Origin of the sequence: Staphylococcus condimenti, assembly GCF_001618885.1 — a bacterium.
GTDB classification, from domain to species: Bacteria; Bacillota; Bacilli; order Staphylococcales; family Staphylococcaceae; genus Staphylococcus; species Staphylococcus condimenti.
The window spans coordinates 1257151-1278563 of the sequence record NZ_CP015114.1 but is presented as its reverse complement, the minus strand read 5'-3'; the positions used below and the strand labels follow the sequence as shown (position 1 = coordinate 1278563).

The 21413-nt window shown below is 34.4% G+C and carries 24 protein-coding genes and 3 pseudogenes; 21 read left to right on the top strand and 6 right to left on the bottom strand.

The genetic code is table 11. From position 1 onward, the window contains the following. Window positions 1-376: 376 nt before the first annotated feature. From mvk to A4G25_RS06445, 4 genes are all read left to right on the top strand, one after another. Window positions 377-1300, top strand: coding sequence for a mevalonate kinase (mvk, locus tag A4G25_RS06460; protein ID WP_047131376.1), 924 nt, complete (start codon window positions 377-379; stop codon window positions 1298-1300). A 6-nt stretch (window positions 1301-1306) separates the two neighbouring features. Next, window positions 1307-2302, top strand: coding sequence for a diphosphomevalonate decarboxylase (mvaD, locus tag A4G25_RS06455; protein WP_047131375.1), 996 nt, complete (start codon window positions 1307-1309; stop codon window positions 2300-2302). Further along, complete coding sequence (locus A4G25_RS06450; protein ID WP_047131374.1) at window positions 2299-3375, top strand: phosphomevalonate kinase; 1077 nt, start codon at window positions 2299-2301, stop codon at window positions 3373-3375. The genes mvaD and A4G25_RS06450 overlap by 4 nt, the downstream gene beginning before the upstream one ends. 209 nt (window positions 3376-3584) lie before the next feature. Continuing rightward, window positions 3585-3929, top strand: a complete 345-nt coding sequence (locus tag A4G25_RS06445) for a YuzB family protein (RefSeq protein WP_012664275.1) — start codon at window positions 3585-3587, stop codon at window positions 3927-3929. Window positions 3930-4187: 258 nt separating this feature from the next. On the opposite strand, the gene A4G25_RS06440 is transcribed toward A4G25_RS06445, so the two are convergent. Continuing rightward, window positions 4188-4421 carry a hypothetical protein gene (locus tag A4G25_RS06440; protein WP_047131373.1) on the bottom strand — a complete coding sequence of 78 codons (234 nt, stop codon included), beginning with the start codon at window positions 4419-4421 and terminating at the stop codon, window positions 4188-4190. A 269-nt stretch (window positions 4422-4690) separates the two neighbouring features. On the opposite strand from A4G25_RS06440, the gene A4G25_RS06435 reads away from it, so the two are divergent. The 4 genes from A4G25_RS06435 to A4G25_RS06420 all read left to right on the top strand — a co-directional run bounded on the left by A4G25_RS06435 (window position 4691) and on the right by A4G25_RS06420 (window position 7882). Then, the gene (locus A4G25_RS06435) at window positions 4691-5257 is read left to right on the top strand and encodes a flavodoxin family protein (RefSeq protein WP_047131372.1); all 567 of its coding nucleotides are present in this window, start codon (window positions 4691-4693) and stop codon (window positions 5255-5257) included. A 210-nt stretch (window positions 5258-5467) separates the two neighbouring features. Next, window positions 5468-5944 (top strand): GNAT family N-acetyltransferase, encoded by a 477-nt coding sequence (locus A4G25_RS06430; RefSeq protein WP_047131371.1) that lies wholly within the window; start codon window positions 5468-5470, stop codon window positions 5942-5944. A gap of 57 nt (window positions 5945-6001) precedes the next feature. Beyond that, the gene (locus A4G25_RS06425) at window positions 6002-7300 is read left to right on the top strand and encodes an HD domain-containing protein (protein WP_047131370.1); all 1299 of its coding nucleotides are present in this window, start codon (window positions 6002-6004) and stop codon (window positions 7298-7300) included. A 69-nt stretch (window positions 7301-7369) separates the two neighbouring features. Next, window positions 7370-7882: a YwhD family protein gene (locus A4G25_RS06420; protein ID WP_047131369.1), complete on the top strand. Its 513-nt coding sequence runs from the start codon at window positions 7370-7372 to the stop codon at window positions 7880-7882. A 183-nt stretch (window positions 7883-8065) separates the two neighbouring features. On the opposite strand, the pseudogene A4G25_RS13205 reads toward A4G25_RS06420, so the two are convergent. Next, window positions 8066-8360 (bottom strand): annotated as a pseudogene (locus A4G25_RS13205) (LysE family transporter); the annotation flags it as partial. Between A4G25_RS13205 and A4G25_RS13050 the strand changes: the two are divergent. The 12 genes and pseudogenes from A4G25_RS13050 (at window position 8343) to A4G25_RS06355 (ending at window position 17904) form a co-directional block, all read left to right on the top strand. Next, a complete protein-coding gene (locus A4G25_RS13050; RefSeq protein WP_047131368.1) occupies window positions 8343-8588 on the top strand; it encodes a hypothetical protein in 246 nt (81 codons plus the stop codon). The pseudogene A4G25_RS13205 and the gene A4G25_RS13050 overlap by 18 nt on opposite strands. 43 nt (window positions 8589-8631) lie before the next feature. Beyond that, window positions 8632-8884: pseudogene (locus tag A4G25_RS06405) on the top strand (type II toxin-antitoxin system Phd/YefM family antitoxin). Further along, window positions 8877-9146 (top strand): annotated as a pseudogene (locus A4G25_RS06400) (Txe/YoeB family addiction module toxin). Before A4G25_RS06405 ends, A4G25_RS06400 begins: the two co-directional pseudogenes overlap by 8 nt. Before the next feature lie 225 nt (window positions 9147-9371). Continuing rightward, window positions 9372-10562 carry a M20 family metallopeptidase gene (locus A4G25_RS06395; protein WP_047131367.1) on the top strand — a complete coding sequence of 397 codons (1191 nt, stop codon included), beginning with the start codon at window positions 9372-9374 and terminating at the stop codon, window positions 10560-10562. Window positions 10563-10713: 151 nt separating this feature from the next. Continuing rightward, entirely contained in the window at window positions 10714-11130 is a 417-nt protein-coding gene (locus A4G25_RS06390; RefSeq protein ID WP_047131366.1) for a YwiB family protein, read from the top strand. Further along, window positions 11131-12795, top strand: a complete 1665-nt coding sequence (argS, locus tag A4G25_RS06385; RefSeq protein ID WP_047131365.1) for an arginine--tRNA ligase — start codon at window positions 11131-11133, stop codon at window positions 12793-12795. Between the two features lie 130 nt (window positions 12796-12925). Further along, complete coding sequence (locus A4G25_RS06380; protein WP_047131364.1) at window positions 12926-13828, top strand: ABC transporter substrate-binding protein; 903 nt, start codon at window positions 12926-12928, stop codon at window positions 13826-13828. 5 nt (window positions 13829-13833) lie between these two features. After that, window positions 13834-14772, top strand: coding sequence for a FecCD family ABC transporter permease (locus tag A4G25_RS06375; RefSeq protein WP_047131363.1), 939 nt, complete (start codon window positions 13834-13836; stop codon window positions 14770-14772). 79 nt (window positions 14773-14851) lie between these two features. Then, on the top strand, window positions 14852-15595 hold the full coding sequence (locus A4G25_RS06370) for an HAD family hydrolase (RefSeq protein WP_047131362.1): 744 nt from the start codon (window positions 14852-14854) through the stop codon (window positions 15593-15595). After that, complete coding sequence (locus A4G25_RS06365; protein WP_047131361.1) at window positions 15570-16397, top strand: alpha/beta fold hydrolase; 828 nt, start codon at window positions 15570-15572, stop codon at window positions 16395-16397. The genes A4G25_RS06370 and A4G25_RS06365 overlap by 26 nt, the downstream gene beginning before the upstream one ends. Window positions 16398-16562: 165 nt before the next feature. After that, window positions 16563-17069 carry an SA0570 family protein gene (locus A4G25_RS06360; protein WP_047131360.1) on the top strand — a complete coding sequence of 169 codons (507 nt, stop codon included), beginning with the start codon at window positions 16563-16565 and terminating at the stop codon, window positions 17067-17069. 121 nt (window positions 17070-17190) lie between these two features. Further along, window positions 17191-17904 (top strand): hypothetical protein, encoded by a 714-nt coding sequence (locus A4G25_RS06355; protein WP_047131359.1) that lies wholly within the window; start codon window positions 17191-17193, stop codon window positions 17902-17904. A 97-nt stretch (window positions 17905-18001) separates the two neighbouring features. Here A4G25_RS06355 and sarA read toward each other — a convergent pair whose 3' ends face one another. The 3 genes from sarA to A4G25_RS06340 form a co-directional block, all read right to left on the bottom strand. Beyond that, entirely contained in the window at window positions 18002-18376 is a 375-nt protein-coding gene (gene sarA / locus A4G25_RS06350) for a global transcriptional regulator SarA (protein WP_047131358.1), read from the bottom strand. 331 nt (window positions 18377-18707) lie between these two features. After that, window positions 18708-19625, bottom strand: coding sequence for an efflux RND transporter periplasmic adaptor subunit (locus A4G25_RS06345; RefSeq protein ID WP_047131357.1), 918 nt, complete (start codon window positions 19623-19625; stop codon window positions 18708-18710). Window positions 19626-19735: 110 nt separating this feature from the next. Beyond that, window positions 19736-20668, bottom strand: a complete 933-nt coding sequence (locus A4G25_RS06340) for a DMT family transporter (RefSeq protein ID WP_047131356.1) — start codon at window positions 20666-20668, stop codon at window positions 19736-19738. A gap of 244 nt (window positions 20669-20912) precedes the next feature. Here A4G25_RS06340 and A4G25_RS06335 point away from each other — a divergent pair, with 244 nt between their 5' ends. Beyond that, a complete protein-coding gene (locus tag A4G25_RS06335; protein ID WP_047131355.1) occupies window positions 20913-21143 on the top strand; it encodes a hypothetical protein in 231 nt (76 codons plus the stop codon). A 44-nt stretch (window positions 21144-21187) separates the two neighbouring features. Here A4G25_RS06335 and A4G25_RS06330 read toward each other — a convergent pair whose 3' ends face one another. Then, complete coding sequence (locus A4G25_RS06330; RefSeq protein WP_047131354.1) at window positions 21188-21400, bottom strand: DUF2922 domain-containing protein; 213 nt, start codon at window positions 21398-21400, stop codon at window positions 21188-21190. Between the last annotated feature and the right edge of the window lie 13 nt (window positions 21401-21413).

Sequence of the window (21413 nt, the reverse complement as noted above, 5' to 3'; positions counted from 1 at the left end):
TAAATAGGCAGCATAGCATTTTTATGACAAATTTATGTCCAAATGATTTAAATCATTTATAATTTTAGGTAAAATAAGAGAGAAGTTTATTATCTGGTCTTAATTTTTCAACCTTAAGTAGGATAAAATTTAATGAAAGATAGGCTATAATAAGACGGTATTTAAACAATTTCTAAAAATTTATAGTAATATATAAGCAAAATGTTTAAAATAAACAGAGTATATAAAGACAATAAGTATATAAGAAAAATGCATTCTGTTAAGATTTGTCTAGTCATTCATTAATCCATAAAGAGAATGGCTGGTTGCTTTTGCATGCAATTGATATGCAGATATACTTCAAGAAATTCGGGAAAGTGTTGAAGGTGATGAAAATATGACACGAACAGGCTACGGAGAATCAAACGGTAAAATTATATTAGTCGGTGAACACGCAGTAACATTTGGAGAACCTGCAATTGCAATTCCTTTTTCTTCCGGAAAAGTGAAAGTAGAAATTGAAGAAATGCCTGAATTAGCTGTTTCAACCATGATAAGTGATGTGTATGAGGGAGAAGTTGCATATGCTCCTGAACACCTTCATGCATTAATCAGCAGATTTGAAGCAGAAAGTCATATTGAATCACCGATTATGATTAGAATTGAAGCTAAATTGCCACCTTCTAGAGGATTAGGATCAAGTGCAGCAGTAGCCGTAGCCTTTACAAGAGCAGCGTTTGATTTTTTAGACAAACCCTTAAGTGATGAAGAGTTAATTGAGCATGTAAATTGGGCTGAAATGATTGCGCATGGGAAACCTAGCGGTATAGATGCACAAACTATAGTTTCTAACCAGCCAACATGGTTTCAAAAAGGAGTTTTTACTTCTTTAGAATCATTACGTATTCCTGGATACATGGTAGTTTTAGATACTGGTATAAAAGGGAATACCAAAGAGGCTGTCCGTGATGTGCATGAATTAGTAGAAAACAATCAAGAGAATAAACAGTTTATAGAACGTATTGGTCAATTAGTTTATTCTGCAAATCAAGCAATTAATACGCGTAATTTCGATGCACTTGCTGAAATATTTAATGAATGTCAATCATACTTAGCAACTTTAACTGTTAGTCACCCTAAAATAGATAAATTGCTGAATGCAGCAAAACAAGCTGGAGCAGTTGCAGGGAAATTGACAGGAAGTGGTCGAGGCGGAAGCGTCATAACGCTTGTGAAAGATTATGCGACAGCTGAAAAAGTAGTGAATGCAGTGACTAAAGCAGGCGCGCATCATACTTGGATAGAGAGTTTAGGAGGGTAATTCAAAGTGGCGAAAACTGGCAAAGCGAGAGCGCATACCAATATTGCGCTGATTAAATACTGGGGAAAAGCAGATGAGGCACTGATTATTCCAATGAATAATAGTATTTCTTTAACTTTAGATAAATTTTATACAGAAACACGTGTAATCTTTGATTCCACATTTGAAGAAGATACTTTCTTCTTGAATGGAGAACAAGCAAATGAAAAGGAAACTCAAAAAATATCTGCGTATTTAGATATAGTGAGAGAACAGGCAGGTACACATACAAAAGCGCGCATTGATAGTACCAACTTTGTCCCTACAGCTGCAGGGTTAGCTTCTTCTGCAAGTGCATTTGCAGCACTTGCAACTGCTTGTAATGAAGCATTAGATTTGGGACTTTCTGATAAAGATTTATCGAGACTTGCAAGACGCGGTTCGGGCTCTGCATGCAGAAGCATCTTCGGCGGCTTTGCTGAATGGGAAAAAGGACACGATGATGCTTCTTCATACAGTCACCCGATTGATGCGGATCATTGGGAAGATGAGCTTTCAATGATTTTTGTAGTAATTAATAATCAATCTAAGAAAGTGAAAAGCCGTGCAGGTATGTCATTAACCCGCAACACATCTCGTTTTTACCAGTATTGGTTAGATCATGTTGAAGCTGATATAAAAGAAGCAAAAGCAGCAATTAAAGATAAAGATTTCAAACGACTAGGCGAAGTCTTTGAAGCAAATGGATTACGTATGCACGCTACTAATTTAGGTGCTGAACCGCCATTTACATACTTAGTTTCAGATAGTTACGAGGCAATGTCTCTTGTTCATGATTGCCGTGAATCTGGTATCCCTGCATATTTTACAATGGATGCAGGCCCTAATGTAAAAGTCTTAGTTCAAAAGAAAGATCAGCAAGCTGTGATTGACAAGCTTACTTCATATTTTGATCCAGAACAAATTATTGCCAGCAACATCGGTACAGGTGTTGAAATTCTTAACGAGGAAGATGCATTATGATTCAAGTCAAAGCGCCAGGTAAATTATACATCGCAGGAGAGTATGCTGTGACAGAGCCAGGGTACAAATCAGTTTTAATTGCTGTGGATCGCTTTGTCACTGCTACTATAGAAGAAGCTTCAGTAGCTGAAGGTACAATTCATTCAAAAACACTTCATCATGAACCTATAACTTTCCAAAGGGAAGAAGATCAAATTGTTGTTTCTGACACAAACGCGGCCAATCAACTTAAATATGTTATTACAGCCGTTGAAGTCTTTGAACAATATGCCAAAAGTTGCGGCAAAGAGCTAAAACATTTTGATTTAGTTATTGATAGCAACTTAGATGATGCATCAGGTCATAAGTATGGTCTAGGTTCAAGTGCTGCTGTCCTTGTGTCTGTCGTTAAAGTGTTGAACGAATTTTATGAACTGGATTTAGCGAATTTGAACATTTATAAATTAGCAGTCATTGCTAATATGAAATTACAAAGTTTAAGTTCATGCGGAGATATTGCAGTAAGTGTCTTTACTGGATGGCTCGCATACAGTACATTCGATCATGACTGGGTGATGCAGCAAATTGAAACTTCATCAGTAGCGGAAGTTGTGAAGAAAAACTGGCCAGGGCTTTATACTGAACCGCTTCAAGCTCCTGAAAATATGGAAGTTTTAATCGGTTGGACAGGCTCCCCAGCTTCATCACCTTACTTAGTCAGCGAAGTGAAGCGGTTAAAATCAGATCCTGACTTTTATGGTCGCTTTCTAGAACAATCACAATCATGTGTAGAACGTTTGATTTATGCATTCAAAACAAATAATTTAAAAGGTGTACAAGCAATGATTCGTCGTAACCGCTCGATTATTCAACAAATGGATAAAGAAGCAAACGTCGACATTGAAACACCGCAATTAAAATTATTATGTGATATCGCTGAAACATACGGCGCAGCTGCAAAAACTTCAGGCGCAGGCGGTGGAGATTGCGGTATCGCAATTACAGGAGACCACAAAGAACGCACTTCAATTTACAAGAGTTGGAGAGCATCAGAAATCAAACCATTGCCTTTCCATGTTTACCAAGGTCAATAATACAAAAAAGAGCTGTCTAACCGCGAAAAGGTGCACACGCGGAAAAGACAGTTTTTTTCGTGGAAAAGCTGAGTGACAATCGTGTAGATGAAATGTGCGGAATTCGCTCTTGAAATTTTACGGAAAAAGGGTAAAATAGATAAAGTTGAAATTGAATGAATAACGAAAATAATAGATAACTTTAAAGATAAAGAGAGGTGGACACAGCAGTGCAAAACAAATTCCTGATTTGTGATGATTGCCAAGCAGTAAATTGCAAATCTCTAGAAAGAAAGTTGAAAAAACTAGACCCAGAAGCTGAAATTGAGATTGGCTGCCAATCATACTGCGGTCCAGGTCGCAGAAAGACATTCGCTTTCGTGAACAACCGTCCTCTTGCAGCATTGACGGAAGACGAATTGATGGAAAAAGTTGAAAAACAACTTCAAAAACCGCGTGACCCAGAAGAAGAAGAACGATTGCGCAAACGTAATGAAGAACGTAAGCGCCGCAAAGAAGAGCAAGATCGTAAACTAAAAGAGAAATTAGCAAAACGCAAACAAACGAAAGCATAATAGAAAATCCCTAGCGTTCTCATCGTTAAACAAGCTACAGAGAACATAGGGATTTTTTTAAAATTATATATAATATGAGGAGTAAATCTTAACTACTTGCTAAAATACTTTAATAACAATAAAAAGACAGAACCTATAATTACTGAGAGTATCTTTTCAATACAATGTAATTCGGATTCTGTCCCTTTAATTTATGAACTAAAATATCGCATGGTCCTTTCTATATCGACAACTTCACATGTGAGTTAACTGTAAACCTTAATAAACTTTCACATATGATCGACAAGCATTCAGCACATCTTTAGTATAGAAGTGACGTAAATTGTCCTTTGTGTAAGATGGAATTAATTGTTTCTTTCTTACCCACATATCAATTAAAGAAGATGGGATACCGTCGACTTCCATTTCGGATTCATCGGTTACTAAAGTGTCCCAATCTAATGTCACAGGCTGGGAGTCAATATAAATGTTACCAAAGCTCATATCATCCATATTATAATCACCTTTTTAAATTTTTTAGTACCAACACCTAAATTAAGTATTGTACTTGATATTGCTTATAGAGGTTAAATACCCGCTCTCAAACAAAACTATTCAATATTTTTACAAAAAATTAATGTAAGATTCATCAAAATGGTATATTAAGATGAAGTAGCCTATAATAATAAAGTAATTGTAAACGTTACCACTTTTATTTTAATAGGATATGAAAAAAGTGAATTAAATCGCGTTTAAATTGAGAAAGGAAGCGTCATATTCATATGATTACAGTTTTATTCGGAGGTAGCAGACCAGAAGGAAACTCAGCAGAATTAGCGAAAATAGTTTTGAAAGATTTAGATTATAACTGGATTGATCTTACAAAATATCACTTTGACCCAGTCAGAGATGTGCGACATAACGGAGAAATGATTACAGATTATACAGATGATTATAAAAAAATTATAGACCAAGTGCTAAAAAGCGATACGGTGTTATTTGTATCACCTGTATATTGGTATAGTATTTCCGCTTCAATGAAAGCTTTTATTGATCATTGGTCTGAAACATTAAGAGATAAAGATTATAAAGATTTTAAAGACAAAATGGCACAAATTGAATTCCGTTTGATTTTGGTAGGTGGGGATTGTCCGAAAATCAAAGCAAGACCTTGCATGCATCAAATGGAATACAGCCTGGAATTTTTAGGTGCGGCTTTAAAAGATTACTTAATCGGTAATGCCAATGCACCAGGGGACATTCTGAAAGATACATACGCAGTGAATATCGCAGAGAAATGGAATGTCGAATTAAAACAAAAGGTAGAGAAATTGCAAGAAATAAAATAGATGTAAAAGCTGCTGATCTTTCAGCAGTTTTTTTGTTAAAAGATTTTCACCTATCAGAAATACTATCTTTACCAAATTTAATTTCAGGGAAAAGGATAATGATAAGAAACATCAACTAGAGCGCTTTGAAGTGCTATTTTTAAACGAATACACTGTCACCTATGATATAATTAAATCATTATTTTGAAATATGTAAGGGGAGAAATTGCCATGCGAAAAGTAAGAGAAGCAACACCAGCAGATGTCGTGGGCATTAGAGATGTCGCAACTAAAGCTTGGTATAATACGTATTTAAATATCTATGCTGCGAAAACAGTCAATGAGTTATTAGCAGCTTCATATAACGAACAGCATTTAACAAAAAGATTGAATGACCAACTCTTTCTTGTTGCAGAAGAAGATGGAGAAATCGTCGGATTCGCAAACTTTATTAATGGCAGCGAATTATTCTTATCTGCACATTATGTGCGTCCGGCCTCTCAACGTAAAGGCTATGGAACAGATTTGCTGAATGCAGGATTAGAACATTTTAAAGGCCAATATGATGTTTTGTATCTTGAAGTAGATAATCAAAACACAGAAGGCGTAGAATATTATCGTCAACAAGGGTTTGAGTTAGTACGTGCTTACCATCATGAAATGTATGGAGAAGTGATGGACTTAGCTTTAATGAAAAAAGCGTTTTAATCTACTTGTCTGCAGAAATATCGGCTGCAGTAATATAATATACAAGGAGGGAATCGGATGACAGAGACAAATTACGGCACAAAAAAATTATTTGAAGAGAAAGTATTCAAAGATCCGATTCATCGTTATATCCATGTGAAAGATCAAGTGATTTGGGACTTGATTAAAACAAAAGAATTTCAACGTTTGCGTCGAATAAAACAGCTCGGAACACTTTATTTATCATTCCACACTGCAGAACATAGTCGTTTCGGTCATTCTCTTGGTGTGTATGAAATTGTCCGCCGAATTATAGATGAATCATTCAGAGGACGTGAAGCTTGGGATGATGCGGATCGACCGTTAGCATTGTGTGCAGCATTGCTGCATGACTTAGGTCATGGTCCATTTTCTCACAGCTTTGAAAAAATATTTGATACAGATCATGAAGCTTTTACACAAGCCATTATCACGGGCGACACTGAAGTCAATGAAGTGTTGAGCCGTGTATCACCGACTTTCCCGCAAGAAGTAGCAGATGTTATTAATAAAACGCATCAAAACAAACTCGTCATTTCCATGATTTCATCACAAATTGATGCAGATAGAATGGATTACTTGCAACGTGATGCTTATTTTACAGGTGTATCTTACGGCAAGTTTGATATGGAGCGTATTTTACGTTTAATGCGTCCGACAAAAGATGAGGTTTTGATTAAAGAAAGCGGTATGCACGCAGTAGAGAATTTTATAATGAGCCGTTATCAAATGTATTGGCAGATTTATTTCCACCCTGTCAGCCGTGGTGGGGAAGTATTATTAAATAATACATTAAAACGTGCTAAGGAATTATACCAAGACGGGTATGAGTTTGAACGTTTCCCAACAGATTTTATTCCATTCTTTGAAGGCACAATGACGATTGAGCAATATGTAGATTTGGATGAAGCAGTCGTTCTTTATTACTTAAAAGAGTGGATAAAAGAGCGCGATCCGATTTTAAGTGATTTAGCGCGTCGTTTTATTAACAGGGACTTATTTAAATTTCTGCCGTTTGATGGTTCTATTATTACAATGAATGAACTCAGAGAACTGTTTGAAGAAGCAGGAATTAATCCGAATTATTATTTTGTCAGCGAGTCATTTTCTGATTTGCCTTATGATTATGACCGACCAGGCTCTAACCGACAGCCGATTCATTTATTACAGCGTAATGGAAAGATACGTGAAATCAGCAGTCAATCTATGGTGATTCAGAGTATTACCGGTATTAATCGACAAGATTATAAATTATATTTCCCTAAAGAACTGATTTATAATATTGAAGATGATGCGATACGTGAACGTATTATCAGTATTTTAAACGAACTCAATTAATTATATTGTGTTAGAAATAACGTTAATGATACAGTAAAATAGCATTGAAAACTAGTGGAGGTGTGACTTTTGTCAGAGAATAAAGGTTTTAAATTCAACATTATTAAAAATGACCCGCTTGACGGCCATAAAGGGACAAATATCGGGGCAATCAGTTTAGATAACGTTGCACCCGTGTTTATAGATTTACAATCTAAAGAAGCATTTATCGATATTGGAGCGATGCATGCACGTGCTGATGTTGAAAAAGGTGTGAAATGGATTACTGATAAAGAAACTGTTGAAGGTCCAGAAGCTAAAGAATATTGGTTATGCTGGGTAACGACTGAACGTGGCGAACAAGGTGCTTATTATGCAGGTTTGACTGCATGTTATTTAATGGTGAATAAGAAAATCCGCCGCGGTTATAAGAGCATGCCGGAACACGTGAATATGATGGACAAATCGATGAAACATAAAGTAGTTATTGATCATATCGGTGATGAAAATATTGATATTATCCGTGAATTCTTAAAAAATCATGACATTGACATGTGGAATAATTCTAGCGATGAGTTGAAATCTGCATTACATGAAAATTAAAGTATTAAGATAAATCTCTCAGCAAAATTGTACTGCATCCTCAAAGTTGAACCTAAAAAATTCAACTTTGAGGATGCTTTATTTATGAGTAAAAACACAATGCTTCTTATTAATCATTTTTATTTTTGAGTATTGTGCATCTCTTTTAAATACCATTTCAAAACATATAAATACTTCCTCATATCAAAAGATTAAATGTAAAATGTTTTTCGCAATAATCAAACTAACTATAATAACAATAACACTAGATACTTTATTTAAAATCATTATATATTTGCCAGTCTTATCTATAGAGCCTAACATCTTCCCTAATATAGCTAATAAAATAAACCATAATAGTGGAAATACTGAACAATACTTTTCCTGTCCCTGAATAAACAGAAGCACTGGTCCCAATAACACCTACTGTATCCATAATTGCATGAGGATTTAATAGCGATACGGATAAAGCAAAACCAATTTGCTTTTTAACACGCATATTAAAATTGGCAATGTTTACCACAAAGCTTATAGTTTTACTGATAATGATGTTACTTACTACATAGAACAGGGACGTGAAATAGAGTTTTTAAGCACATCAGAGGGTGCAAAAATAGAAGAGATAGAAAGTAAGTTTAATGAATGCTCTGACTTAGCTGAACAACAAAAAAAGAGAAAGAAAAAAGAAAAAAGAAAAAGAACTAAGCTAAGGAATTATCTTAGTTAAATTATACAACTTATGGTACAAAGATTTTGAGGAGATGATAATAATGACTGTTGAAACATATTCAAATGCTAGAAAAAACTTTAGAAGTTTAATTAAACAAGTAAATGAAAATAGTGAAGCTGTTACCATCACAACAAATGAAGAAAACGCCGTTTTAATGTCTGAAACTGATTATAATGCAATAAATAATGGAAACTCTTTACTTACAACAAAACCCAGCTAACGCTGCACATCTTAAACGTTCAATTGAACAACTAGAAAAAGGCAATTCTGTTCAGGTAGAAATAGATGAGTAAATTAAATATTTCATTTTCTCCTGAAGCATTTGAAGATTATAAGAATTGGCAAACTTAAGATGAAAAAGTTTGGAAGAAAAATAATCAATTGACTAAAAGTATTAATCGTGATGGCATGTTAGATGGAATTGGCAGGCCAGAACGTTTAAAAGGTGATTTCAGGGGTTGGTATAGCAGACGTATCACACAAGAACACAGATTAGTTTATAAAGTAACAAGTGAATCAATTTTAGTTGCTTCATGCAAGTATCATTATCAATAAAGAAAAGGGACTGGGACATAATTCCAGTCTCAAATAAAAGGAGCTAGAACATTAATATCCCACCCCCTTTTTCTCATTTATTAGGTGAAATACTTCTCATATATCAAGTGAAATGACACCATATTTTAACTGAATATGTTACAGTGATAGTATTAATTATCAGAATAATTCTAATTATTTAACATTTGTAAGTTGGAATATTCACATATACAAGGAGTGGGGAGTATGAGTTCAGAATTAATTCGCAGACTTAAACAAAAAGAAGATAAAATGGTGGAAATGCGCCGTTATTTACATGCGCATCCTGAACTATCTTTTAAAGAAGTAGAAACACCGAAGTATATTGCGGATTTTTATAAGGGGAAAGATTGTGAAGTAGAAACTAATGTAGGTGACAATGGCGTAAAAGTTACAATCGATAGCGGAAAACCAGGGAAAACCATTGCGATTCGTGCTGACTTTGATGCTTTACCTATTGAAGAGGATACAGGGTTGCCGTTTGCATCTGAAAATCCAGGAGTGATGCATGCGTGCGGTCATGATGCACATACAGCTTATATGCTGACGTTAGCAGATACATTAATTGATATGAAAGATCAATTCAAAGGGAAGGTTGTTGTGATTCACCAACCAGCTGAAGAAATGCCGCCAGGCGGTGCACTCGGTATGATTCGTGACGGTGTATTAGACGGTGTCGATCATGTGTTGGGTGTGCATGTGATGAGTAATGGTGAACGAGGTACAATTTATTATCGTGAAGGCTATGTGCAGACCGGCCGAGCATATTTTAAATTGACAATTCATGGCCAAGGCGGCCATGGTTCATCGCCACATGCTGCTAATGATGCTATTGTAGCTGGTGCTAATTTTGTTACAACAGTTCAAACTGTGGTTTCTCGTCGTTTAAGTCCTTTTGAAACAGGTGTGGTATCTATCGGCTCATTTGATGCTAAAGGGCAATTTAATGTTATTAAAGATAAAGTAGAAATTGAAGGAGATGTCCGTGGGCTGAATGATGAGACTAAACATAAAATAGCAGAGGAACTAGAACGCATTGTAGATGGACTTGAGCATACATTCGGGGTGACGTGTGATTATGAATTTGTAGATGATTATCCAGCGTTATACAATGACCCTGACTTCACAGAATATGTCGCAAATACTATGAAAGATTCAGAGCGTGAAGCAGTTAAAAAGGTAGAACGATGTGCACCTTGGCCGCCATCAGAAGACTTTGCCTATTATGCAAAAGAATTGCCGAGTGCTTTTATTTTTGCAGGTGCAGAACCTGAAAAAGGTGATGTTTATCCGCATCATCATCCGAAATTCAATATTAGTGAAACTTCTATGATGTCAGCTGCAGAAGCAGTTGGTACGGTAGTTTTAGATTATTTGAATCAAGAGGATGAAAAATAGTGAAGAAGTGGATTCAAAAAGCACTTCTAAAATTTAAAAATAACTTTAAAATCAGGGCATACGGTGTGAATTTCATCACTGTATGCCCTGTATATATATGATATAATGATGTGTATTAATTCAAAATTAAAGAATAGGGTGAGTGCGTCAATTGGACCAGAATATCCACATCCAAACGTTGCAAGTAATCAAACGCGATGGAGAAACAGATGAGTTTGAATATGAAACAAATGGCACTTGGCAAGAAAAGCGTCAAGTGGAATATATTCGTTTTGACGAACAAATTGAAGATATTACGATTCATGTCACATTGAAAATTCAAGATGGCGAAGTTAAATTAATGCGTAATGGGGAGATTAAACAAAACTTGCATTTTGTTGAAGGTAAAGACACAGTCTCTTTATATGAAATCCCCGCAGGTAAAATCCCGTTAACTGTACGCACATTAAGCATTAACCATTTTATACAACCAGAAATGTCAAAACTTAAAATTCGTTATGAACTTTTTCAAGATGAAGAAAAAATGGGCACCTACCTTTATCAAATTACCTATAAGGAGCTGACATAAGTGAATATTATTGATCAAGTCAAACAAACATTAATTGAAGAAATCACAGCAAGTGTTAAAGCCGCTGGACTTGCAGAAGAAGTTCCTGAAGTCAAAGTGGAAATTCCAAAAGACCCTAAAAATGGGGATTACTCAACAAACATTGCGATGGTACTTACTAAAATTGCAAAACGCAATCCACGTGAAATCGCACAAGCGATTGTGGACCATTTAGATAAATCTAAAGCAAATGTTGAAAAAATTGAAATTGCAGGTCCTGGTTTTATTAATTTCTATCTTAACAATCAATATTTAACTGCAGTAATTCCAGAAGCTTTAGAAAAAGATGAAGCTTTCGGACGTAATGAAAATCCGAAACATCAAAAAGTATTAGTTGAATATGTTTCAGCTAACCCGACTGGCGACTTGCATATCGGACATGCACGTAACGCAGCTGTCGGTGATACTTTAAGTAATATTTTAGATGCAGCAGGCTATGATGTGACACGTGAATATTACATTAATGATGCAGGTAATCAAATTACGAATTTAGCGCATTCTATCGAAGCGCGTTATGACCAAGCAATGGGCCGAGAAACAGAACTTCCTGCTGATGGTTACTACGGTAAAGATATTATTAATATTGGTAAAGATTTAGCAGAAAAACGTCCTGAATTGAAAGATCTTCCTGAAGATGAAAGATTGAAAGTCTTTAGACAATTAGGCGTTGATTATGAAATGGAAAAATTGAAAAAAGACCTTGCTGATTTCAATACTCACTTTGATGGCTGGTTCAGTGAAACAACACTGTATGATAAAGGTGAAATCAAAAAAGTATTAGAATTGATGAAAGAAAATGGTTATACGTACGAAGCAGACGGTGCGACTTGGTTACGTACAACAGACTTTAATGATGACAAAGACCGTGTCATTATTAAAAAAGACGGTTCTTACACTTATTTCTTGCCAGATGTTGCTTATCACTATGACAAATTCCATCGTGACGGTGGCCAAGATATCTTGATTAATTTATTTGGTGCAGACCACCATGGTTATATCAACCGTTTGAAAGCATCTGTTGAAACATATGGTATTGACGCAGATCGTTTGGAAATTCAAATTATGCAGATGGTACGTTTAATGCAAGATGGTGAAGAAGTGAAAATGAGTAAACGTACTGGTAATGCGATTACACTTCGTGAAATCATGGATGAAGTCGGTATTGACGCAGCGCGTTACTTCTTAACAATGCGCAGCCCGGATACACATTTTGATTTCGATATGGAATTAGCAAAAGAAAATTCAGCGGAAAACCCTGTGTATTATGCACAATATGCACATGCGCGTATTTCTTCAATTTTAAAACAAGCTGGCGAACGTGGTATCACACCTTCTGAAAATGCAGATTTCAGTGTGATTACAAACGATAAAGCTATTGATCTATTGAAAAAAGTAGCTGAATTCGAACCGATGATTGAAAGTGCTGCAGAACATCGTGCACCGCATCGTGTTACAAATTATATTCAAGAACTTGCATCAGCATTCCATAAATTCTATAATGCTGACAAAGTTTTAACAGATGATGATAAGAAAACACAAGCTTATGTTTCAATGATTGCAGCTGTACAAATTACGTTACGTAATGCATTAGCTTTAGTAGGTGTATCTGCACCGCATAATATGTAAATTGTATTCTCTAGAAGCACTTTTAAAGTGCTTCTTTTTTTATATCTTCTTTTGTTAAACTCCCTATTTCAACGCTTCTCAAATATGCTAAAATGAGATTTACAATACAATAAAATAATAGGAGAAACAAATGAAACAAAAATTATGGGTTTTCTTAATCGTCATTATCTTAATCGCTGCAGGATGTTCTGCGCCAACAAAAACAGATAAGAAGGACAATCAGGACAAAGCTGAGAATGCTCAAAAGTCTAAACCTAAGTATCATCGTATTATTTCGTTGATGCCTAGCAATACTGAAATTTTATATCAACTTGGTCTCGGTGATGATATTGTGGGTGTCTCAACTGTTGATGATTATCCTAACGATGTAAAACATAAGCAGAAATTTGACGCGATGAAGCTGAACAAAGAGCAGTTGTTAAAAGCCAAGCCAGATTTGATTGTCGCGCATGAATCGCAAAAAGGAATGGATGGAAAAGTACTGCAATCTTTAAAAAATAAAGGTATTAAAGTGGTATATATTAAAGATGCAAAGACGTTAGATGAAATTTATGATACTTTTAAACAAGTCGGCAAAGTTACTGGTCGTGAATCTCAAGCCAGTACATTGGTTTATGATACAAAACATCGTGTCGATGTGGTATTGAAAGATGTACCAAAGCATGAGAAGAAACCGACTGTCTTTTTAGAAGTTTCGCATGAACCTGAAATTTATACGGCAGGAAAAGATACATTCTTTAATTATATGTTAGAGAAGTTGAATGCAGAAAATAGTTTTAACGACGTTACGGGTTGGAAGAAAGTAAGTAAAGAAAGTATTATTAAAAAGAATCCGAATGTGTTAATCACGACAGAAGGTATTTCACGCTCAGAATATTTGAAAGTCATTCGAAAACGCGGCGGCTTTGAAGATTTAGAGGCAGTGAAGAAAGGAAGAGTTGAAGCGGTGGATGGCGACAAAATTTCACGTCCAGGTCCACGTATTGATCAAGGGCTGGAAGAGTTGCGTGACGCGATTTACCGTGATGAATAAATGATATGAGAGATAAAAAAATCATTTTGAGTTGGATGATTGCGCTTGTTTGCAGTATTGCAATCAGTCTTTTATGGCATCTTGGCAGCTGGTCAGATCCTTTAAATAACAGTATTTTATTAGAAGTGCGTTTACCGAGAATGTTAGAAGCATTATTAGCCGGTATCGGTCTTTCAATTGCTGGGCAAATGTTTCAGACAGTATTAAATAATCCGCTTGCAGACAGCTTAACGCTTGGACTTGCGAGCGGTTCTGTCTTAGGTTCGGGGATTGCAGTTTTTATAGGTTTAACGAGTTTATGGATACCGCTAGCATCTATGATAGCGAGTGTTTTAACACTTATGATTGTACTTACTTTAACATCAATCATGTCAAAAGGTTATCCGATGCGTGCCTTGATTTTATCAGGCATTATGATTGGGGCATTGTTTAACGCATTTCTTTATTTGTTGGTTTTATTAGATGAACGTCGGCTTAAAAATATAGTGATGTATATGTTTGGAGGCTTTTCAGCGGCAGAAATGCGCGAAGTTTTTGTAATGACTCCTGTTATAGCAATATGTTTAGTTTTATTGATTTTGCTGCTTCCTAAAATCAAATTATTGCAAGTCGGTGCTTTAAAAGCGCAATCTTTGAGTTTAAATGTAACGCAAGTGATGTATAGTGTGTTGGCAATTGCTTCTATCATGACAGCAGTGATTATTTCTTACACTGGCATTATAGGATTTATCGGCATGATTGTACCTCAACTGATACGCAGAACTTATCGCTTTAAACTTGGCGGTCAACTGTTGTTAAATGGTATGATTGGGGGAACAGTTATGGTATTAGCGGATAGTTTAGGAGCACAGCTTCTTGTGCCGACTGAAATACCAGCAAGTATTATTCTCGCATTATTAGGTATTCCGGTTTTGGGGTATTTAATAGCGACACAGCCGCGTTAGAAGGGTTAATCTTTTTTAAAAAGAGAAAATAAAAGATTAAAGCATGCTCATGCACGCAATTTATAGGAGAGAAGAAGCTATGAGTTTAGAAGGAATTAAAGCAGTTGTCTTTGACTTAGAAGGTACATTGTTGGATCGTAAAAAATCGAGAGATAAATTTATAGAAGAGCAGTATGAGCGTTTTCATGACTACTTTGTACATATTCAAGCACAAGATTTTAAAAAGCAGTTTATTGAATTAGATGATGATGAAGATCATGATAAACCTGAATTGTATAAAGCGATTATTAAGCGATTCCATATTGACCGTTTATCTTGGAAAGATTTATTCTCTGATTTTGAGATGCATTTTTATCGTTATGTTTTCCCTTATCATGACACACAATATACATTAGAGCGTTTAGTGCAGCGAGGTTACTTGATAGGTGTCATTGCAAACGGCAAATCGCATATTAAACAATATCGTTTAGACAGCTTAGGCATTTTGTCTTATATCAACTTTTTGTCTACATCTGAAATGGTGGGTTATAGAAAACCGCACCCTAGAATTTTTGAAGATATCATTGAGCAATTAGGGGTCAAAGCTGAAGAAGTGATGTATGTCGGTGATGATGCGTTGAATGATGTAGCCCCTGCAAGAGCGATGGGTATGGTAAGTGTGTGGTTTAACCATGAAGATGAAGAAGTTGAGTTAGCACCTGAAGAACATGAAGTGGATTATGAGATTTCAACACTTGAAGAATTATTGGAGATACTTCCAGACGTAGCACCTAATCCTGAGGAGAGTGAAGAGGCAAATGGAACTATATACGACGAAAGATGATACGGCGCTTAATTACGAAACGATGGGAAGCGGCCAACCTATTGTGATGATACATTCGGCATTTGAAAATTATTCAATCTTTAATCAAATTGCTGAAAAATTATCAAGTTCATACCAAATTGTATTAATTGATTTACGTGGGCACGGATTTTCTGATAAACCGTTGCATATTAATTTTGAAACTTATGCTTCAGACATTAAAGAATTGATGGATTTTTTATACATTCGCCATGCTTTTTTTATCGGACAAGAATTAGGCAGTTCTATTGCGGCAGATTTTGCAGTTAAACACCCAGAATATACTGATGCACTTGTATTAGTTAATCCGACAAAGGTTCAAAAAGAATTGCCAGCTGAACGTTTATTTAAAAAATATGCTGATAAAATCAGAACTTGGGAAGATGAAAAACAAGAGAAATTTTTAGATAAACATACTTATGGTTCATTGAAAAAAATAAAAAAATTCTCGAAAAATGTTGCAGATACAACCGGGCTTATGACAGATTATGAAAAAGATGCTGTAGAACAATCATTTAAGAGAGATTATATCGGTTTAGAATTAAATGAAATTAAAGCGCCGACATTAATCATAGCAGGTAAATATGACGAGCGTTCTACATCAGAAGATATCGAAACATTTTTACATGAAATTCCAGACGCGCAATTAGAAACTTTTAAACAATCTGGTTTATATCCAATGGCTGAAGAAATGAGAGGATTTTTAGAAGTGATTACAGCTTTCTTCAATGTTAAGGAAGTAATGGAAGATGAGCAAAAAAGACTTCATAATTCAAATAAATAATATTAATTTTAATCATTATCGAAAGATTAATGAAATGACACAAAATTGAAAAATATTACAAAAAGTTACAACTTCAGACTGATTACTGTAATACTATTTCAGGGTATAGTAAAATTAAGTAAAGCACGAGATACAGAAATATAGATTACAAAGGAGTTAGTGCTTATGAAAAAAATATTATCAGCAGCTATCGTTTCTGCAACAGTTATCACTGGTTTAGGTGTCAGCCAAGCAGATGCAGCATCTGGCAATACCATTCAAAATGTTCAACAAATCCATCATGGTGATCAATCACTTGAGGGTGTAAAATTAGGTCAAAATATCCAAGATGTTCTAAAAAAACAAAAAGCGACTGGATATTCATACAAACCTGATAAGACTGAACACTATTATGAATTCAAAACGGCTAAAGGTTTAATGATTGTTACAGCCAATGGTAAAAAAGATAATGGTGTAATCACAGGTATTTCTATGGGATACAATAAACCTGACGGTCCTACATTCAAAGAAGTGCGTAATCAATTAGGAAATACTGTGAAATGGCGCTATCATTTTGATGATAGAACTGGCAATTTCGGTTACATTAAAGATGGAAAAACAACATATCAATTTGGTACAGAATCTCCAAAAGATAGAAACTTAAAACTTTATCGCATTGATATCGAAAAATAATAAATAATAGTAAGAGTTGCTGATTAAATAGAAATCAGCAACTCTTTTTAATTTCTAAAGTAGAAAAAATATCTGTGAAATGATAAATTGATAGAGATAGCAAACTAAAAGGAGATGCTTTATGCGACCGAATGATAAAATTTTATTGGAAAATATAGGTGATTATTTTAATTATAAAGGCCTATCTCCTAATATGATTGATGATATTAAAGAAAATTTAAGAGAAGATCTGCATAAATCAGAAGCAAAAGATGAGGATTATATTGAATATCGTCGTAAATCGCCAGCTGAAATAATTTTGACAATACAACGTAACTTATTCGGTCTTCAACTCAATCCGATTTTGTTTTTTATCGTAAACTTTCTTTTGATTTCGTATTTGTATGATAAGCAGTTTGTTCCATTTCAAGCAGCAACAGGATTATCAATTATTTATTGTCTGCTTGTATTGCCCGCAACTGTGATGATTTACTTCAGAATTGTGAAGAAAAATTATCTCTATAGTAATCGCATCGAAGTATTATTAGGATGGATGATTATTATCATCGCTGCAATATTAGTGGGATTACATGCGTTCAATATTGATTTAGGTGTATTTGTTGTTACAAAGTATGCTCATATATTTGTATTTTTTGCAGGAATAATCATTAGTATTGCTGGATTATATTTTAAACGGTTAGAGTTTACAGGTATAGGTTTATTATTAACACAAAAAACGATTGATGCAGTTATTGTAAATCCTAATGCAGCACAAATAGGTACAGTAATTATTTGGGTATTGATTTTAGCTGTAATTATTTATTATTCTATTAGACTATCCACAAGGGATAAATAAAACGAGGTCGAAATTCAACTGGTTTTAGTTGATTTCGACCTCGTTTGTATATAAAAAAGACTTTCAATCAATAGTTGAAAGTCCCCATAAAATAGAATTAGATTTTAACTTCTTTGTTAGCTTTTACAATGCGTTCGTTAATTCTGTTTAACAACTCATTAATTTTATCGCGTTGTTTACTATTAACTAAAATTAAAACTGTTCTTTCATCTTGTTCGTTACGTTTTTTATCGAAGTAATCTTCTTGAGAAAGATTTTTTACTGCTTTAACAACTTGTGGTTGTTTGTAGTTTAAGTGGTTGATAATATCTTTAAGATAGTATTCGCTATCATCAGATTGGCTGATGAAAGTTAAAACAGCAAACTCTTCAAAGCTGATTGAGAATTCTTTCTTGATGATACTTTTCATTTTATCTGCATAAGTTACCATAGCTAGTAAGTCAGATGAATTTTTAATTTTAGAAACGGCCATGCGTAATCCTCCCTTATTATAACAGTTCCCTATATTTATTAATAACGCTCACAAGCAAGCATTTATTAACACTAATATACATAATATGAGGCTCGAAAGGCATATTAAAATATTCAAGTCTCTATTATTTATTTAATTATAACTAAATAAAAATGAAATGTAAACAAAAAAACATTATAAAAGTATAGTTTTTTCGTAAAGATGTACTTTTAAAAAGTTACCATTTTAAGCACTTAACTTATTGAACATCATTTGAATTATGAGAAATTAAATAATTAGATTCTGATTTTTGCTTGTAAACGTAATTACATAGGATAATTATATAAAATCATTAGTTAAACGTGAAGTTTTTTGATTGGGCAATAACCTTTTCGCCCGGTATTAATCCCTCACTAATAATAACCATACCCGATTTTACCCGATATTTAATAATTCTTTTAACCATTTTCTTATCTTTTTTTATTATAACCGAATTTTTATCATACAGAACATCTTTTGGTAAAGAAATCAGGCGGGTGGGAATGGAAATTTTAAAATGTGTGCCTAGTGGATAAGTTGCATCAGTAGAAATTGCAACTTTGTATTTAGCTGAAGTGTCTGATTTGGTTGAAGACATTGCAGGAAAGGTATCAATTTTAATAATTTTTCCTTTAAATGATTTGCCAAAATGAGGTTGTATATCGACTTCTTGATTGTTTTTTAGTTGATGACGTATTTTTTCATCAATGGTACATTGAATAATTCTCTTATGGCTGTAAATTTTAGCGAAAACTTCATTATTTAGTGAGGGATAAGGCTCAACAATATGCAACGTGCCTTCGAATATACTGTTTTCTTGTATTCTGAGTTTTGTTTGGGTGAGATAAAACTGCTTTTCTAAAAAAGTACGAAGAGACGATTGATCAGATTTTTGATCAAGGACAATAAGTTGCTTGCGCAGAGCTGTCAATTTCTGTTCTGCTTTAAAATTATAATATTCCAAAACAGGGGTATTCCTTTTTACAACTTTACCTGACTGAATAAACCAGTCATGAATTTTACCATTTTCAGGGTGGTATATAAGCGTTTGTGTATATTGTGCTTGTTGTTCCCCGATAAAAGTGAGAGGTTGGTTATATGTGACAGTGTATGTCTTAGGATGCTTTTGTGCCTGGAGATATTGATGTCGGAAGACGGCATAGATTCCGACGGTGATAAGTGTTAATAAGAGGATAGATATTAGCACTATCAACCGGAGAGAGTTTTTCAAAGATAAATCACCTCATAATATTTTATTTTAATATTATTATACAGTGATGTTATGATTTGTGCAACATATAAATTTACCTCTATTTTCGATAAAAAAATAGGAATTGGATCCTAGAATAATCTTAGGATAACAATTCCAATAATGATACATATGATACCAACGCATTTACGCACTGAAATGCGATTGCGCGGTGCTCCAAGTAAAGCAAAGTGATCAATTAAGACACCCATCATCATTTGCCCAAGCATCGCGATAATTGTTGTTAAAGCAGCACCTAGATGCGGCATTAAAATAATATTAGCTGTCACAAATACAACTCCTAAAATTCCACCAATAAAGTAGAACCATTTAATTTTACCGCTTTCAGGTGAATGTGCACGCATTCTCAGTGAGCGATTCATAATTAATGTGATAATGAATAATGTGATTGTACCAACAAAGAATGAAATGAAAGAAGCAAGGAATGGACTTTGTACAGTTTGTCCTAATTGACTGTTAATTGCTGTTTGGATAGGAGGCGCAAATCCGAATGAGAAACCGATGGCTAACCATAATACTAATGATAAGGGGTTACTTTGTGTTTCAGTCGCTGCTTTTTGCTTAGTATAATTCATAATAAAAATACCAAAGAAGAGAAGTAAAACGCCGCAAAGCTTCAAGAACGTGAAGGGTTCTGTATTAGCGCCGAACCAACCAAAAGTATCAATAAGGACTCCCATTACGATTTGTCCGGCAATTGTGATAATAACAGTTAGTGATGCTCCTAGTCTTGGGAATAAAATTAAGTTTCCTGTTAAGAAAATAACGCCTAAAATACCGCCTGTAATCCAAGTGTAGTTAAAATCAAAATGATAATAATTGACATTAAATACACCTGGATTAACAATCAAGTTCACAAGTACTAAGAAGAGTGAACCGACAGCAAAAGAAATAGTAGAAGCATAAAATGATGAACGAGTATATTCAATCAAACGGGAGTTGATTGAAGTCTGAATCGGAACCATTGTGCCTGCTATTAATCCTAAAAGTAATAATAGTGCCATTGAATACCTCCTTTATTATTTTTCAATCAGTTACATAACTTTATCATACTGATGAAAGGTAAACAATAATTAGATGACATATATCAACAATGACATAAATGTTTTTTTAATTTTTTGTTTTTTAAGACACTTTTTATTTGATAATTGTAAAAAATGTAGATTTTTTCAATATATCTATATATAATTTGGTAAAATAAGAGTTGAGTGAAAAAACTTAATGAAAGTAAGAAAGAGAGGATTTAATATGCATGATATTTCGATTATTCGTGTACTTGATGAAGAAACTTTCTTTATTGATGCTGGGCAGAATGCGCAAATTCAAGATCAACAATTTATTGAAGTACTCAATCCTAAACTTGCTTACAAAAATCTAGCACAGGTTATTGATGTGTATGATGATTACGCTATTTGTAAAAAACTGGGCGATAAACGTATTTTTTTCGGGGATATAGTCAAACCTAGACAAGTAGAATAAAAAGCCGAGCATACTCAAATAATGAGTATACTCGGCAATTTGTTTTAGAAGATAATATGTGTTTCTTTTTCAATGATTTGTGCACTTTTGACTGCTACGGGTTTACCAGTTGTAGGATTAAGTACATTCGTTTCCAGTAAAGTATTCATAGCATTACGTGCGCTTTCCTCACTGACATCTTGCGTTAAATCTGGAATTTGTAATTTTACAGGTTTGTTAGCTGCGTTAAGAAAAATCAGTTCTAAAGTTTTAGACATTATGTTTCCTCCT